Source organism: Vibrio toranzoniae, from assembly GCF_024347655.1.
GTDB lineage: Bacteria > Pseudomonadota > Gammaproteobacteria > Enterobacterales > Vibrionaceae > Vibrio > Vibrio toranzoniae.
In genome coordinates, this window is record NZ_AP025514.1 from 1,578,310 (window position 1) to 1,595,539 (window position 17,230).

16 protein-coding genes are annotated in these 17,230 nt (G+C 42.9%); 6 read left to right on the top strand and 10 right to left on the bottom strand.

Going from position 1 to position 17,230, the window contains the following annotated elements:
• Positions 1-224: 224 nt before the first annotated feature.
• Positions 225-719, bottom strand: coding sequence for a hypothetical protein (locus OCU50_RS06940; RefSeq protein ID WP_060469812.1), 495 nt, complete (start codon positions 717-719; stop codon positions 225-227).
• Between the two features lie 194 nt (positions 720-913).
• On the opposite strand from OCU50_RS06940, the gene OCU50_RS06945 reads away from it, so the two are divergent.
• The 3 genes from OCU50_RS06945 to OCU50_RS20780 all read left to right on the top strand — a co-directional run bounded on the left by OCU50_RS06945 (position 914) and on the right by OCU50_RS20780 (position 3,139).
• On the top strand, positions 914-1,135 hold the full coding sequence (locus OCU50_RS06945; protein WP_060469811.1) for a hypothetical protein: 222 nt from the start codon (positions 914-916) through the stop codon (positions 1,133-1,135).
• Positions 1,136-1,459: 324 nt separating this feature from the next.
• The gene (locus OCU50_RS06950) at positions 1,460-1,639 is read left to right on the top strand and encodes a hypothetical protein (RefSeq protein WP_060469835.1); all 180 of its coding nucleotides are present in this window, start codon (positions 1,460-1,462) and stop codon (positions 1,637-1,639) included.
• A gap of 1,320 nt (positions 1,640-2,959) precedes the next feature.
• The gene (locus OCU50_RS20780) at positions 2,960-3,139 is read left to right on the top strand and encodes a hypothetical protein (protein ID WP_065311198.1); all 180 of its coding nucleotides are present in this window, start codon (positions 2,960-2,962) and stop codon (positions 3,137-3,139) included.
• Between the two features lie 353 nt (positions 3,140-3,492).
• Here OCU50_RS20780 and OCU50_RS06955 read toward each other — a convergent pair whose 3' ends face one another.
• From OCU50_RS06955 to artP, 7 genes are all read right to left on the bottom strand, one after another.
• The gene (locus OCU50_RS06955; RefSeq protein WP_060469828.1) at positions 3,493-4,635 is read right to left on the bottom strand and encodes an ATP-binding protein; all 1,143 of its coding nucleotides are present in this window, start codon (positions 4,633-4,635) and stop codon (positions 3,493-3,495) included.
• Between the two features lie 1,103 nt (positions 4,636-5,738).
• Positions 5,739-6,284 carry a hypothetical protein gene (locus OCU50_RS06965; RefSeq protein WP_060469824.1) on the bottom strand — a complete coding sequence of 182 codons (546 nt, stop codon included), beginning with the start codon at positions 6,282-6,284 and terminating at the stop codon, positions 5,739-5,741.
• A gap of 147 nt (positions 6,285-6,431) precedes the next feature.
• Positions 6,432-6,800 carry a VOC family protein gene (locus tag OCU50_RS06975; protein WP_024701877.1) on the bottom strand — a complete coding sequence of 123 codons (369 nt, stop codon included), beginning with the start codon at positions 6,798-6,800 and terminating at the stop codon, positions 6,432-6,434.
• 718 nt (positions 6,801-7,518) lie between these two features.
• A complete protein-coding gene (gene artM / locus OCU50_RS06980; RefSeq protein WP_060467722.1) occupies positions 7,519-8,187 on the bottom strand; it encodes an arginine ABC transporter permease ArtM in 669 nt (222 codons plus the stop codon).
• A complete protein-coding gene (artQ, locus tag OCU50_RS06985; protein ID WP_060467723.1) occupies positions 8,184-8,870 on the bottom strand; it encodes an arginine ABC transporter permease ArtQ in 687 nt (228 codons plus the stop codon). Before artQ ends, artM begins: the two co-directional genes overlap by 4 nt.
• Position 8,871: 1 nt before the next feature.
• A complete protein-coding gene (locus OCU50_RS06990) occupies positions 8,872-9,603 on the bottom strand; it encodes an arginine ABC transporter substrate-binding protein (protein ID WP_060467724.1) in 732 nt (243 codons plus the stop codon).
• A gap of 115 nt (positions 9,604-9,718) precedes the next feature.
• A complete protein-coding gene (gene artP, locus OCU50_RS06995) occupies positions 9,719-10,447 on the bottom strand; it encodes an arginine ABC transporter ATP-binding protein ArtP (protein WP_060467725.1) in 729 nt (242 codons plus the stop codon).
• A gap of 524 nt (positions 10,448-10,971) precedes the next feature.
• On the opposite strand from artP, the gene OCU50_RS07000 reads away from it, so the two are divergent.
• Positions 10,972-12,795, top strand: coding sequence for an ABC transporter ATP-binding protein/permease (locus tag OCU50_RS07000; protein WP_060467726.1), 1,824 nt, complete (start codon positions 10,972-10,974; stop codon positions 12,793-12,795).
• Between the two features lie 198 nt (positions 12,796-12,993).
• The gene (locus OCU50_RS07005) at positions 12,994-13,458 is read left to right on the top strand and encodes an acyl-CoA thioesterase (RefSeq protein ID WP_060467727.1); all 465 of its coding nucleotides are present in this window, start codon (positions 12,994-12,996) and stop codon (positions 13,456-13,458) included.
• 138 nt (positions 13,459-13,596) lie between these two features.
• On the opposite strand, the gene OCU50_RS07010 is transcribed toward OCU50_RS07005, so the two are convergent.
• Positions 13,597-15,852, bottom strand: coding sequence for a peptidase U32 family protein (locus OCU50_RS07010; RefSeq protein WP_060467728.1), 2,256 nt, complete (start codon positions 15,850-15,852; stop codon positions 13,597-13,599).
• A gap of 104 nt (positions 15,853-15,956) precedes the next feature.
• Here OCU50_RS07010 and OCU50_RS07015 point away from each other — a divergent pair, with 104 nt between their 5' ends.
• Entirely contained in the window at positions 15,957-16,616 is a 660-nt protein-coding gene (locus OCU50_RS07015) for a glutathione S-transferase (protein ID WP_060467729.1), read from the top strand.
• Positions 16,617-16,776: 160 nt separating this feature from the next.
• Here OCU50_RS07015 and OCU50_RS07020 read toward each other — a convergent pair whose 3' ends face one another.
• A complete protein-coding gene (locus tag OCU50_RS07020; protein WP_060467730.1) occupies positions 16,777-17,226 on the bottom strand; it encodes a GyrI-like domain-containing protein in 450 nt (149 codons plus the stop codon).
• Between the last annotated feature and the right edge of the window lie 4 nt (positions 17,227-17,230).

Below are 17,230 nucleotides of genomic sequence, written 5' to 3' on the forward strand. Positions count from 1 at the left end.
CGGAAAGTTCGTGAGATTGGAAAACGAACAGGTGAATAGCTAGAACGCAGAACAAAGCTTTTAGACCACAAACGCTTTTCTGCCCTTTGCAAACTAACGCCGCGTTAAGTAGTGAGCAACGCTACCACCTAACCTAAATCATTGCACCGTAAACACCAAAAATCGACTTGAACTGAGAATGCCGAGCGTTGCGAATCTGCCTTAAACGCTTTGTTATACGTTTTTTACCACTTAGGAACCATGCTCAATGCACTGTGTATTTGGTCTCTAGCAATATCACCGAATAAGTGAGTTTTTGCCATAAGCATATTAACAGCAGCACCGTTTGAAGCAGTTTGATTACGAATACGTTCTTTAGCTGCAAATGCAGATTTTTGACGTTTATAGACATCTTCCCACCAATCTCTACCATGCCTCTTAAGTAAGCTAGCTTTAATGGACTTGAAACGTTGTCTACTATCGCTACCCTCACCAGAAGCTAACACACTTGCCCATATCATGCGCTTTTGCAGATCATTTGGAAGCCAGTTTTGCTTTTGAAGATCTGAGATAACTTCGGGATGAAGATAGAGAGTATTCTCTGACACTTTTCTGGCAATCCACAGCGATTGAGCACGCTCGAACGCAGCTTTCTTCTCTTGCGAACTGTAACCTTGGCAATGTTGCTTCCAAGTTTCCAGCTCATCAATTGAAGCTAATTTCTGAACTAGTTCTTCCAATGTCAAATCCTCCGGAAACGTATAACGCTAAGCTAAGTGGCTAACAAACCTGCCACCTGACTCAATTTGAACACCTTAAACACACAACTTAACCAAACCAAAAATGCCGAGCGTTTGTTAGTCCGTCTTAAGCGCTTTGTTAGTTTGCCACCGCGATAAAACCAAAGGTTTAGCGCCAAGGTGCTGAATTGGCAATGAAACTACTGGCTTTGAACACAAAAGTAAAACGAACAGCTCAGAATTTAAACTCAACCAACAAAACGCACTTGGCTAAGAAGCGACATACGACAAACAACCACGGTTTGAAGCGCTTTAACTGGCAAAGGATTCGTTCGACCAACCTGACAACCAAATATGACCAAGCCATTTGTTTACTAATTAGCCGCCAAGACCAAGAAAACGCACCAACGAATTAGCAACAATGTTAGAGCCAGTAAGTGACTAACTCGCCGCAAACGCTTCCAATATAGTGCCACCGGAAGGTTCGTGAGATTGGAAAAGGAACAGGTGAATAGCTAGAACGTAGAACAACGCTCTTAGACCACAAACGCTTTCTGCCCTTTGCAAACTAACGCTAAGCTAAGTAGTGAGCAACGCAATACAAAGCCACCGCATAACACCTTAAACACATAAATCAACGCATACTAAAAATGCCACGCGTTGCGAATCTGTCTTAAGCGCTTTGTTAATTTGCCACCACGATGAAGCCAAAGGCTTAGCGCCAAGGTGCTGAATTAACTATGAAACTACTGACTTTGAACACAAAAGTAAAACGGGCGGCTCAGAAGTTAAACCCAACTAACAAAACGCACTTGGCTAAGAAGCGACATGCGGGATATAACCACGGTTTGAAGCGCTTTAACTGGCAAAGGATTCGTTCGACTAACCTGACAACCAAATGTGACCAAGCCATTTGTTAGCAAGTTAGTCACCAAGAAAAAGAAAACGCGCCAAAGAACTAGCGATAATGTTAGAACCAGTAAGTGACTCACTCACCACAAACACTTCCAACATAGTACCACCGGAAAGTTCGTGAGATTGAAAAACGAACAGGTGTAAAGCATAAAACCGGACTAGGCTCTTAGACCACAAACGCTTTTCTGCTCCTTGCAAACTAACGCTAAGCTAAGTGGCTAACAAACCTGCCACCTGACTCAATTTGAACCCCTTAAACACACAACTTAACCAAACCAAAAATGCCGAGCGTTTGTTAGTCCGTCTTAAGCGCTTTGTTAGTTTGCCACCGCGATGAAACCAAAGGTTTAGCGCCAAGTTGCTGAATTAGCTATAAAATACTGGCTTTAAACGCAAAAGTAAAACAAGCAGCTCAGAATTAAAACCCAACCAACAAAACGCACTTGGCTAAGAAGCGACATACGACAAATGACCACGGTTTGAAACGCTTTAACTGGCAAAGGATTCATTCAATTAACCTGACAACCAAGTGTGCTCAAGCCATTTGTTAGCGAAATTAGTCACCAAGACAAAGAAGACGCACCACAGAACTAGCAACAATGTTAGAACCTGTAAGTGACTCACTCGCCGCAAACGCTTCCAACATAGTGCCACCGGAAAGAGAGTGAGATTAGAAAGCTGTCAGGTGAATAGCTAGAACGTAGAACAACGCTTTTAGACCACAAACGCTTTTCTGCTCCTTGCAAACTAACGATGAGTTAAGGCGTGAGCAACGCAATACATCAGTCACTGCAGACCCCGTAATCACTTATATCAACGCATAGTAAAAATGCCACGCGTTGTGAGTCGCTCTTGAACGTCTTGTTATATTAGTGACCAAAACTTCATGATATCGCACTATCAATCTTTCACGCGCTCAATTGCCCTTTGGACACGCAAAAATCGAAGCTGAGGCAGCGGAAAATGCCTTACCTCAAAGCACAGCTCGTTCTGATTTTAATCGCAAGCGTATTAACCAGACGAGCTGTGCTTTGAGGGTAGCATGAGAATGCCCCCTGCTCACCCTTATTTTCGCTTGTAAGAGGCACACTCGATCTTACGTAATACTTTGAATTCAAAGCGTTACACCTTAAACTTAGTAAACGTCACTATATAACGCTAAGCTAAGTGGCTAACAAACCTGCCACCTGACTCAATTTGAACACCTTAAACACACAACTTAACCAAACCAAAAATGCCGAGCGTTTGTTAGTCCGTCTTAAGCGCTTTGTTAGTTTGCCACCACGATGAAGCCAGCTGTTTAGCGCCAAGGTGCTGAATTAATTATGAAACTACTGGCTTTGAACACAAAAGTAAAACGAGCAGCTCGGAATTTAAACCCAACCAACACAACGCACTTGGCTAAGAAGCGACATACGACAAATGACCACGGTTTGAAGCGCTTTAACTGGCAAAGGATTCATTCAATTAACCTGACAACCAAGTGTGACCAAGCCATTTATTAGCGAAATTAGTCACCAAGACAAAGAAGACGCGCCAAAGAATTAGCAACAATGTTAGAACCAGTAAGTGACTAACGCACCGCAAACGCTTCCAATACAGTGCCACCGGAAAGTTCGTGAGATTGAAAAACGAACAGGTGAATAGCTAGAACGTAGAACAACGCTCTTAGACCACAAACGCTTTTCTGCCCTTTGCAAACTAACGCCACGTTAAGGCGTGAGTGAATGTGTGCCACAATTGGAGCGAAGCGAAAATGGCACGCGTTTACGAATCGCTCTTAAACGTTTTGTTATGTGCGTTTTATTTATATCTAATTAGGCAACGTTATTGGAACCTTAAATGCTTTGTTATATGCCTACACGAGTTGCTCGAAGATCCATTCAGAGAACACCCTTTCAATGTGCCAACGGTTGTAGTTACCATCTGGAAACCTTGACTCAAGTAACTTATTTCGATTAAGCATGAATGCATTGTATTTCTCTTTGAACTCAGCTTGTAACTGTAGCCTTTCACTATCATTACCAATGATAAAAAATGGTAGTCTAATAATTGGTGGCTTAATCTGTGAAGAAATTGGAGATGCTAAGGCTCTTGAAGTAATCGTTGCTGTCTCAATTTCCCGTAAATGCTTAAACAAGCTATATACTAATGTACCTTTTTGAAAATAATAAAAATCACAGTAAAAATCCGCTTCAAAGCCATCATTAGCTTCGGGGTATGTAATAAATTCAATATCGGGAAACGGGATTTTCAAATTTTCTTTATAATAATGCACGACTAAAAGTTCTTCGATTACAGCATTTTTATATTTTAGATAGTAGTTATACTGTTTTGGTTGTTCGACAAGAACATTTTGCCACCAATAGTTACCACCTTCATATTCAAGTTCACCTATCTCGATTGTAAAGTCAGGATCAACTGCATAATAAGCTTTATCTACTCCGTCATAAATCCAGTTTTCGGAGTCTTCTAAGATAATCGAAAACCGTTTAGGGGCGGATAAATCAAGTCCAAACCTTTCAGACCACATAGCCTTTAGGTCAGATGGATTCGCACATGAATCTAATGGCGTATTAGTGTCCTCAACACGCGAGTAAACAACCCCGGCACGAATGAGCTTGTTCTTACAACGAAACTCCTGTGTGAGGTAATACGGCTTAAGCCGTTCATTAAATATTGTTAGTACAGCAATCTCAGCACCTTTGTATACCAAAGCATTCAATTGTATATTGGGTACGTTATGTTCACTAAATGCCAACTTTCGTAAATGATTGATAATGTCTGCTTGGCTGTATGACTTATCTTCCTGAGATAAACCTAGTACCTCAAGTGAGTCTGAAATGCCAAAGACAATATATCTATTACCATCATGTATGACATTTGCCATACATAAAATGTCATGGACTAACGCAGCGATATTTTCATGAAATTTTTGTTTAAAATCCCACCACAGACCTTCTCTACCGCTTAGAAGCAACTGATTAACTAAATGTTCCATATATCTCCACTCGGGCATATAACGATGAGTTAAGGCGTGAGCAACGCAATACATCAGTCACTGCAGACCCCGTAATCACTTATATCAACGCATAGTAAAAATGCCACGCGTTGTGAGTCGCTCTTGAACGTCTTGTTATATTAGTGACCAAAACTTCATGATATCGCACTATCAATCTTTCACGCGCTCAATTGCCCTTTGGACACGCAAAAATCGAAGCTGAGGCAGCGGAAAATGCCTTACCTCAAAGCACAGCTCGTTCTGATTTTAATCGCAAGCGTATTAACCAGACGAGCTGTGCTTTGAGGGTAGCATGAGAATGCCCCCTGCTCACCCTTATTTTCGCTTGTAAGAGGCACACTCGATCTTACGTAATACTTTGAATTCAAAGCGTTACACCTTAAACTTAGTAAACGTCACTATATAACGCCTTGCTAAGGTGTGAGTAACGCAATACAAAAGCTACCGCACAGCGCCTTAATCATCATAAGCCACCGCATAGTAAAAATGCCACGCGTTACGAATCACTCTTAAGCAATTTGTTAGTACATGCGCTACTTCTATTTATGCGCTCCAAGATATTGAAAACTGGCATAATATGAAAGGCTTTGAACACTGAAGTGAGACGGGTAGCTACAAAACTTACACTCGATTAGGAGACAAAAGTTGGCTAGAAGAAAAACGCACTGAACAGCCCTACTTTCACTTGCTTCAAATTAGAAAAGGATTCGATCCTCGCACTTTAATGCAACACTTAAAGAAAGATAGGATTCACTTAGGAAGTACAGCGGAAGCGAAAAAGCGCCAAAGAAATAGACTAAGAGTTAGAAACCGTAAACGGTGAAAACAAAGCGAACACTCCGCATATAGTGCCACCGGAAAGAACGTGAAAGGCACAAACTGAAAGGTGTAAAGACGAGCGCCAAAACAGATAAACACCAAAACTTAAGACCATTGATGTCAAACCCGTACTAACGCCGCGTTAAGTGGTGAACAACGCGATCACCAAACCTAAACATTGTGCCGTAAACACTAAAGCTGATTCAAACCAAAGATGCCAAGCGTTGTGAATCCGCCTTAAACGCTTTGTTATGTTCACATTGCTAAAGGTGCTTAATTAAATCAATGTAATACCTTAAAGCAAAACAAAACTTTGTCGCATCCAATACAATGATCCAGTCTTTTTTATTGAAGCTACCTTTGAGCTCACACTTACCTACCCAATACTCTGAGCCAGATTCATTTTTGGCGAACACTAAATCGTACGAAGTTGCATGAATAATTTTATTACAACACTCACGTAGAGAAGGCTTAAAACTTCCTTTTATTACTTCGGCAACTTTTTCAAAATGCTTAAAAGCTTCTAGATCGGGTGAATATTGGGGATTATCTTCAATAGAAAAGTCATAGCTATCTTGTAAAACCCTTGTACGTGTAGCACATAGAATGAGGTGACTACTTACCGTCTCAATTAACCATTCAATGTAAGACGCGTACTCTATTTCATATTCAGAAACAGAGTATTCTTCCGCCTTTTCTGTGTTGTACGATTCTGACAACTTGCTCACATGATTAGCGCTTGCCGAAGCTAATTGTTCAATATAGTACGCTTCATGTACGATCGAATTGTAGTAAATAGGATGTGACATTTTATCTCCGTGAACATAACGCCCTGTTAAGGGGTGAGCAACGCAATACCGAAGCCGCCGCATACCACCTTAATCACTAAAACCAACGCATAGTAAAAATGCCACGCGTTGCGAATCCCTCTTGAACAGTTTGTTAGGGCGCAGAGCCTATTGATACACGCTGACTTCTATTAAGTTTTTATCAAGATCCAAAAAATAGACCGATTGGATTGCACCAACAGCTCCTGATTTTTCGACTGGACCCTCTATGATTTTGACATTTTCTTTGACTAAATGGTTTACCACTGATGTCAACGGCCAATCTGAAATTAAGCAAACATCACCTGAACCAACATTAGCTACATTTCGCGGTTCTTGGCCAAGAAGCTGAAAGTTAATCTTTTGATTTCCGAACGTTACAGCCTTACGGCCATTGGCAAAAGTCACCTCTTCCATGCACAAAACCCGTTTATAAAAGTCCACTGATTTTTCTATGTCGGAGACTGTGAGAACAATATGATCTATGTGATGAATCATCATTTTACTCCTTGCGCCCTAACGATGAGTTAAGGCGTGAGCAACGCAATACATCAGTCACTGCAGACCCCGTAATCACTTATATCAACGCATAGTAAAAATGCCACGCGTTGTGAGTCGCTCTTGAACGTCTTGTTATATTAGTGACCAAAACTTCATGATATCGCACTATCAATCTTTCACGCGCTCAATTGCCCTTTGGACACGCAAAAATCGAAGCTGAGGCAGCGGAAAATGCCTTACCTCAAAGCACAGCTCGTTCTGATTTTAATCGCAAGCGTATTAACCAGACGAGCTGTGCTTTGAGGGTAGCATGAGAATGCCCCCTGCTCACCCTTATTTTCGCTTGTAAGAGGCACACTCGATCTTACGTAATACTTTGAATTCAAAGCGTTACACCTTAAACTTAGTAAACGTCACTATATAACAGTTCTTAGACAGAAAAATTCTGCATTTAAATATAGAATTTTTCTGTCTAGTTTCATATACACAGCATTCTACCACGATTAATCACAGTATTTCAGTGACTTAAAACATAGATAAGCACACCGAATGACAAAATGTAGAATATTTCTATATAGTATGAATTTAGCGAAAACCTTATAGTTCTGTATGTAATCACAGTATCCCCACTAATACTCCAAACACAAAAAAGCCTGCCATCTAGCGAAGATAAATGGCAGGTTTTATACGTTAGTTAGACTTGTGAATTGCTAGCTTACGCGGCTTCGAATGCGAGGGCTTTCTTCTCTACTTGGCGGAAGATCAGCGTTAAAATGCCGTTTACTGCTAGGTAGAATGCGCCAGCAATACCGAACACAGTCAGTGTGTCGTAGGTTTGGCCGTTAATACGCTGGGCGTACCCCATCAAATCCATGATGGTGATAGTGCTTGCCAGTGATGTACCTTTGAAGACAAGAATCACTTCGTTTGAGTAAGCAGGAACGGCGCGGCGTAGTGCGTATGGCAGTAACACTTTAAGCGTTGCTACTTTGTCCATACCGAGTGCGCGACATGCTTCCCACTGCCCTGCTGGAATCGCGTTGAATGCGCCTCTGAACAGTAGCGTGCTGTACGCTGCGGTGTTCAATGCCAATGCCAACATCGCGCAGAACCAAGGTTGGCTTAGCCACGCCCATAGGAAGCTTTCACGAATCCAATCGAACTGACCCGGACCGTAGTACACCAAGAAGATTTGAACCAATAATGGTGTACCCGTGAACAACGTAATAAGGCTACGAGTGAACCAATGTATTACTGGTAATCTTAGGATCAGTGTTACCGTCATCAACAGAGACAAGATACAACCAACAAGCAGTGAAGCGCCGGTCAGTTGAAGACTGGTGGCTAAGCCTTCAAGCATTTGAGAGAGGTATTGTTGATTCATGCCATTGCCCCTTTGTTACCCAAACCTTGAATAGAGAACTTACCATCAATCACTTTTACTGCTCTTTGTGTAATCAATGTGATGATTAGATAAATAGCTGCCGCCGTTGCGTACCAAGTAAATGCTTCGTGCGTTGCGGCTGATGTTAACTGCGCTTGCTTCAGTAGATCGGTGACGCCGATTAGTGAAACCAGTGCTGTATCTTTTAATAGAACCAACCACTGGTTCGTTAAGCCTGGTAGTGCGTGTCTTACTGCTTGTGGCAATACGATTCTGAAAAATGCGCGAGATTGAGGAATACCCAATGCACTCGCCGCTTCTCTCTGCCCTCTGCTTACTGCCTTCAATGCACCACGAATGGTTTGTGAAGCGTAAGAAGCGAAGATAAGTGACAACGCAACAACACCAGATAAGAACGGGCTAACTTCAATAAAGTCACCAGTGATCATGAAGAGCACTTGTGTTGAACCAAAGTAGATAAACAAAACTACCAAGATTTCTGGCAGACCACGTACGATTGTCACGAACGCGGTTGTCGGCCATTTGATTGCAATACGACGAGACATTTCACCGCCAGCAAACAATACCGCTAAAACTAATCCAACCAATAGACTTACGAATGCAAGCTGAATTGTCATCCAGCTTGCTTCGACGAGCCCTAAAGAGTAACCCGTTAACTGCATATTACTTACCGAAGTACTTGTTGAAGATCTTGTCGTATTCACCGTTCGCTTTCACTGCTGCAAGTGCTGTATTCAGCTGTGCGACGAGCTCTGGGTTGCTCTTGTTTACTGCAATGCCGAAACCGTTACCGAAGTACTCTTGGTTTGTTACTTGGTCGCCAACGTACGTTAGGTTGTCTTGCTTTTTGAACCATTCAGCGACTACGGCAGTGTCACCAAATACAGAATCGATACGACCGTTTTTCATGTCGATGAAAGCATCTTGGTAGCTTGAGTAAGGAACAGCAGTTACACCTGGCAGTTGCTCAAGTAGGTAGCTTTGGTGAGTCGAACCGTTTTGAACACCGATACGCTTGCCTTCAAGTGCAGCTTGGTCTGCGACTTTGCCTTCAATAGAGATGAATGCTGCAGAGTTGTCGTAGTAAGCATCAGAGAAGTTTACTTGTTGAAGACGCGCTTCAGTGATGTCCATTGCCGAGATAGCTGCATCGTAACGTTTGAATTTAAGAGCTGGGATTAGGCTATCGAACGCTTGGTTATGGAAAGTACATGTCGCTTTCATCTCTTCACAAAGTGCGTTTGCTAGGTCTACGTCAAAACCTTGGATTTGGTTGTTCTCGTCCATGTATTCGAACGGTGCGTAAGTTGCTTCCATTGCGAATTTGATTTCTTCTTGAGCCGCTGCGTTGAAAGAAGCAAGGCCGATAAGTGAAGCTAGTAGAATCTTTTTCATTTTGTTACTCCGAATACATTGTGATAGTGGCCTGTGGCCATTCTTATAATTTGATTGTTTTAATCGATGTTGTGTTTAGCTAAATCTAGTGAATTAACTTGTTTTAATGAATGACTTAATGAGTCAAATACTCGGCAAACTCTGGAGTCTGCGGATTAATAAATGCGTCGTTGGTGCCGTGTTCCACGATGTAACCCTTCTCAAGGTAAAGAACATGGCTTGCAATCTTCTTGGCGAAATCAACTTCGTGAGTCACAACAACCTGAGTGATCCCGGTGCCGCTTAGCTCTTTGATGATGCTAACAACTTGGTTGGTGATCTCTGGGTCGAGTGCTGCCGTTGGTTCGTCAAACAACAATACATCTGGTTTCATCATAAGAGCACGAGCAATCGCAACACGTTGTTGCTGACCACCTGACAGTTGCAATGGCCAAGCGTCTGCTTTGTCTGCAAGCTGTAAGGTCGTTAATACCGTTTGTGCTTGCTTAATCGCTTTTTCTTTATCTAAGCCGGCTACTTTGGTTGGCGCTTCAATCAAGTTTTCCATTACCGTCATGTGTGGCCACAAGTTGTATTGCTGGAAAACCATGCCAACTTTACGACGAAGTTTAAGCCCCTGCTTCTCTTGGATCTGGCTTGAAAAATCGAATTGCTCATCCGCAATGTCTAATTCACCGTTGTCCGCGATTTCTAGCAGATTCAAAACACGCAGTAGTGAACTCTTACCAGCGCCGCTCGGGCCAAGCAGTACCAAGGTTTCACCACTCTCACAGTTAAAACTGATGTCGTGAAGAACTTGGATATCGCCATATGATTTGTTGATGCTCTTTACTTGAATACTCATGCCAGATTACTGCATTAATTGTCATTTGTTAGTTATTCTATTTTAACTGAACTTTTATGCAAGAAAAATGTATAAAAAATTAATTTGTTGAATTTTTGTAACAAATATTGCACAAAAAACAGTCTCAATGACTGGTCTTACATCTATAAAATACAAGTCATTGATAAAGCTCGTTTCTAGATAAAAAGCAAACGTTTCACCATTAATTTATAGATCAACACGTATAGAAATAACTATGAACGCACTTCCCTATTATCGCCGATTTACTTGCATAAAAATAAGGGGTCAGTAATCCAATAGTCTTTCAAATCACGAAGAGCAGAATGACTAATTTTACTTTTAGCCAATCTGTATGAGTCACTTAGCCTTAATGAAATTTGGGAAATTACGCTTCCGTAGGAGCGTCCACCTATAATAAATGCTTTAATGGATTCTATTCTCAACAAGTGCTTCCCAGTGAACAACACGCACTACAAGCAACAAGCCATCTATTTTTTAAAGCGACAACACATTAAGGCAGTCATATGCAAAACGATGTCTCTTCGACGCTCGAATCCACTCAGCGACAGACTCAGCAAGCGCCAGAACCCAAACCTGAGAAGAAAAGCCTCAGTATTTTGCTAGAGCTGAGCAAATTTATTCAGCCTTATAAAGGCCGTGTGATTGCAGCGTTGATTGCGCTTATCTTCACCGCGAGCTTAACCCTTTCGGTCGGACACGGTATCCGCCTTCTTATCGACCAAGGATTCAGCCAACAATCGCTATCAGACTTGGGCAGTGCGATTCAATTCATCATGGTCGTGGTCGTGTTGATCTCGATTGGTACCTTCTTCCGCTTCTACTTGGTCTCTTCTGTTGGGGAACGTGTGAGTGCGGATATTCGTTTATCGGTCTTCAATCATGTTGTGACACTTCACCCGAGTTACTTTGAAACCAATGGCAGTGGCGATATCATGTCGCGCATCACAACAGACACAACCCTGTTGCAAAGCATCATAGGTTCGTCGTTCTCTATGGCGATGCGTAGCGCGCTGATGTGTGCTGGTGCAATCATCATGCTATTTGCGACCAACATTAAGCTAACGCTGATCGTGTTGGCCTCTGTGCCGTTTATCTTGATTCCGATTTTGGTATACGGACGACGTGTGAGAGCCCTCTCTCGCCAGAGCCAAGATTCAATGTCTGATGTGGGTTCTTATGCTGGCGAAGCGATTGAACACATCAAAACCGTACAAAGCTACAGCCGAGAAGCACAAGAGAAAGCATCGTTCGCGATTGAAGTGGAAAAGGCTTATGAGATTGGTCGTCGACGCGTAAAACAGCGCGCGATACTTATATCCGGCGTGATTGTAATCGTGTTCAGTGCGATTGCTGGCATGCTTTGGGTTGGTGGTAGCGATGTGATTAACGGCACAATGTCGGCGGGTGATTTAGCAGCGTTTGTGTTCTACGCGATTATGGTCGCTTCATCGCTAGGAACGATTTCAGAAGTGATGGGTGAACTGCAACGTGCGGCTGGTGCAACCGAACGATTGATCGAAATTCTACAAGTGGAGAGCCACATTGTCGCGCCTGTAGAAAACCCAACATCACTAGATAACTTAACACCAGAAGTCGCTTTTGATGAGGTGACCTTCTGTTATCCATCAAGACCAGACCAGCCAGCAACAAGCAACCTCTCTTTAACTGCACATGAAGGCAAAGTGTTGGCGTTGGTTGGCCCGTCTGGCGCAGGTAAAACCACCCTATTCGAACTGCTGCAACGTTTCTATGACCCTCAAGTGGGTAAGGTAACGCTAGGCGGCATTAAACTGAATCAGTTTGATCCGAACGAATTAAGAAAGCAGATGGCATTGGTGCCGCAACAACCTGCTTTGTTCAGTAACGATGTGTTCCATAACATTCGCTATGGCAATCCAGATGCGACCGACGAACAAGTTATCGAGGCGGCTAAGAAAGCCCACGCGCACGAGTTCATTCAAAATCTACCAGACGGTTATCATAGCTTTCTTGGTGAACGTGGCGTGAGGTTGTCTGGCGGTCAACGTCAGCGAATTGCGATTGCACGTGCCATCTTGAAAGACCCAAACATTCTGTTATTGGATGAAGCAACCAGTGCGCTAGACAGTGAAAGTGAGCATCATGTTCAGCAAGCATTGGAAGAATTAATGCGCGGCAGAACGACGATCATTATTGCCCACCGATTATCAACAATTAAACACGCCGACCAAATTGCGGTACTCGATAAAGGACAACTCGTAGACATCGGCGACCACCAGTCGCTCATCAATAGCTGTGAATTGTACCAACGCTTGGTTGAGCTGCAATTCAAACACCTTAATGCCTAACCATTGCCTGCATATGTAACTAAGTGTCTGACATTGTGTGATTTCGAGCTTCAAAAACTTGAATCACACGTGTTGCAGTTTTGTTAATTTGGCGGTAGGGTTTTTATTCCAATAACAACTTATCCCGCTGAAGGATAAGCAGATAACGTTAATTACCCAGATAACATTAATTACACAGATAACAATAAGAGGGTTCGCATGGAAGAATTATTGTCTGACTACCCAGTAGTAACAGAAATACCTGTCGCTTGGGGAGAAATGGATGCACTTAATCACGTTAACAACGCGGTGTATTTTCGTTATTTCGAAACGGCTCGCTTAGATTTTTTTAAACACGTCGAACTGATGGAAGAAATGGCTCTCACCAAAGTTGGCCCTGTACTTGGTGACACTTATTGTAAGTACTTCCGTCCAGTCACCTACCCAGACACATTGATGATTGGATCACGCGTCACCGATATTCAAGACGACCGCTTTACTATGGAATACGCGATCGTCAGTAAAGCACAACAAAAGCTCACAACGGTTGGCACTGCAACCATCGTGATGTTTGATTTTGCTTCAAACCAAAAAGCCCTTCTTTCGCTGCGCTTAACAAACGAAATCGAAAAGATGAACACGTTGAAAAGCCCATGCTTCAAACAGGAAGCTGTGACGGAATAACGTATTCTCAAGCTAAGAACGACTTAGTAAGTCTCAGACACTAAAAAGCCACTCGATTGAGTGGCTTTTTGTTTATTGGTTCGGAGTGCTTATAAGCGGTTAAGGCTCATAGACCTTGAATGCTCTTTGTCTTAAAAGCTATAAACCTTGCACGTATTGAGCATTAGTTCGAACTTCAACTAGCTGCTCTAGGTTCTGTTGTGAACCTTCTACGCCGTTCAGTAGCGCTTCGAAGTGCTTGATAAGCTCTACTTTGTCTTGTACTTCTTTCGAACCTGCACCAATGTTGGTTAGGTCAATGAAGAACTCGTCAAACAAGCCTGAGAAATCGGTTACAGCGTCATGGTTTAAGAACTGCTCGTGGTTGTAAATGCTTGGGTAGCCACCCTTCTGCTTATCAACCGCGAAAGAGATGCCTTTCACGTTAGTAATTGTGGTCGCTTTCTCACACTTCAACATACAACCTGCTTCAATACTTGGCTTGTTACAACCTACCGTTCTTTGGAAGAAACACTGACGACTGGTCATCATCAAGATTGGGTGGTAGATGCTGTAGAACAGTTTGAAGTTTTCCGGGCGGCGAATATGACGAATCTGACCTTTGTTGATCTCGTTCGAAATGAATGCACCTGCACAGTTAAGCTCTTCTTTCAGAGTCACTAATGCGTGAGAGTTGGTTGTGTTCATGAACGGACCTGCAACCCACTCCATGCCCATTTCGTAAGCCTTGTACGCAATACCCGTGTTGTTGGTCACGATGCGCGCAGGTTTGATCTCTTCAAGAATACGAACCGCTTCGTCGTAATCTTTACCGATCAATACCGCTGGGAACCAAGGAATCAAACGTGGGTTTGCAGCCAAGATGTCGATGTACTTGTTGCAACGCTTCTTGAAGCTTTCAGGCAGTTTGAAGTACACATCGGCATCAGTTACGTCACACAGGTGCAAGTCTTCCACATCAGCAATCAGCATCGACATGGTTGGCTGTTCATTTACTTTAGGATGTTGTGGCAGTGCTGGCACTTCAACGTGCTTAATCACTTCCACAGAGCCGTTCAGAATGAAGTCGATCTCGTCTTTAAGGTCAGACACTTCTTTCAATGGAATCACAAGGCCAGCGTCAACTTCACTGAAGTCGTGGCTTTCTAGTGTATGAACCGCACTCTTCACGTTCTTGAAACGCTTCTCAAGCAGCTCTTGGGTGATCGCCTTCTCTTCAACCGCCACAAGTAGCGATTTAGATTGAAGGGTAAAGTTCTCTTTTGATGTGTTCACAGTCACCGTAAATGGCTGACCTTCTTTCGCACTGAAAGACAGAGCAACTGGCGTTTTACGAATATCAAGGAACTCGATCTTTTCACGCATCTCGTTGCCAAGAACGTCTTTCGCTTGGTGAAGTTCGTTCGTCACTTCTTGAATCTGTACTACCGAGATTTCGTTGTTCTGCTCCGTCGCTTTCTCAACAGCGTAGTTCATGCTGTTGTCGCGCGGGTTATCAATGAACATGTCTTTCGTCAGGTTGCCCTTTAAGAAAGAGTTAGTGAAATCACGGTTGAATACTTTGTGCAGGTTCGAATCATCTTCGATCAGCAAACCACTCTCTACAAAGCTATCAATCTGTTTGCGCCACGTGTCTACCACTGTGTAAACGTAGTGTGCGCCTTTAATACGACCTTCTACTTTCAATGAGTCAACTTTCGCGTCAACCAATTCAGGTAGATCGTAGTAAGCTGAGTTATCTTTTAAGTTAAGTGGGAACTTGTTGCCCGCGTTGGTGATCTCGTATTCATCACGACACGCTTGGCTACAACGACCACGGTTACCCGAGTTACCCACACTTACAGAGCTTGAGTAGCATTGACCAGAAAATGCAATACACAACGCGCCGTGTACGAAGACTTCTGTCAGTACATCGTGATCGTGTGCCACTTCTGTCAGCATCTTAATTTCTGGAAGGTTTAACTCACGTGACAAGTTAACGCGAGTTGCGCCAATCTTAGACAAGAACTTAATCTGGCCTTCGTTGTGCGTTGTTAACTGAGTTGATGCGTGAACATCCAGTGATGGGAAGTGCTTCTTCACTAGGTTGAACAAACCCAAGTCTTGAACGATGATGCCGTCGACTTTGGTGTTCACCAGTTGGTTAAGTAGCTTAGTGATGCTCTTCGTTTCGTGCTCAAGCAGTACAACGTTAAGAGTCAGGAACACTTCACAGCCGTATTCATGAGCAAGGCGAATTACACCGTTCAATTCATCTAACGATAGGTTAGAAGCTCTGTTACGAGCATTGAAGGTGTCTAAACCACAATAAACCGCATTGGCACCAGCTACGATGGCTGCTTTTATCGCTTCTACATCGCCACCTGGGGCTAATAACTCAATTTTTCTGCTCATTTTTGAAGTCGCTCACTTACTTATAATTTTTAAGCCGCGTATTCTACCCACATCACGATCTCTTTACCACCTAACAACACTTTTCAAACTAAATGACCTCAATAATGCCAAACGAATCCGATTTACCTATCTTTTATTCTTTGCGCCGTTGCCCTTACGCAATGCGCGGCCGAATGGGCATCGTTTTATCACAACAAAAAGTGTTACTTCGAGAAATCGTCACTAAAGACAAGCCTAGCGAACTATTAGCTAGCTCGCCGAAAGGCACTGTACCGGTACTTGTGCTGCCACAAGGTACGATTATAGAACAAAGCATAGAAGTGGTGATTTGGGCATTGGAACAAAACGATCCTCAAGATCTGATGCGTTCAAGCGAGCCTGCACTAAATCAAGAGGTTCTTGAGTTGATTGCTCGTAACGACAATGAGTTTATTGGTCACCTAGAAAAGTATCGCGCGTCTGTTCGCTATCGAAACGTCGATATAGAACAACGCAGAAAAGCGTGCGAAGGGTTTATCTCAGAGCTGGAAAGTAAACTCGCTAATCACGAGTACCTGTTTGGCGATACGCCTAGCCTCGCCGACTTTGCGGTTATGCCGTTTGTTAGCCAGTTTGTAAGAGTTGAAAAGAAGTGGTTTGTGCAATCTGAATATCAAAACGTAGGACGTTGGTTAAGAGCGCACCTAGACAGCAAACTCTACACCCAAGTAATGAAGCAATACCCTTTGTGGAATGAAACCAAGCAAGATTCTGTTTTTGGGTGACTTAAGGGAATTCAGGGATAGATAAAACGAGGGGGATTAAGCAATTACGTGACACTGTATCTTATTTGTAATTAACCGATATTCAAAGGCTTAACCCGTTGCCGCTGTCTATTAATTAGAAACCGCAGTCTCAGCTAAGCCTTTGTACTCTTTAAACCAATCACTTAATCGCTATCGAAATCTCGACAGCCATTTCGCCTTTGTAAAACTCAAAATCAGTTGTGTAAGTTCGCGTATGTGGACAATCTGGGTCGTTGAAATAAGCCCACACCTCTCCCCATAAATCGATAACCGCTTGTGGTAATTCACCTTCGGCAGAGAACGTTAAGTACTTCCCTGCTTTTATTTCGGTTTCAACAAGCGCATCTAAACTCTGATCTGTAAGTACATTAGTACACGCGATAACATCAAATTCACCGGTAAAGTCAGACTCGTAATTGGTGTAGATACCATATACTTTTGAATCAGGCGTTAATGTGGGAAATACTTGGTCAAAAAAGCCCTGCCACAATTGGCCTATCTTGGCTTTAGCTGGGTCAATCTCATCGGTATTGGTGGTTCTTACTGAAAAGCCGTACGCCTTTACGGCTTCAATCATTTCTACTTTCATTCGT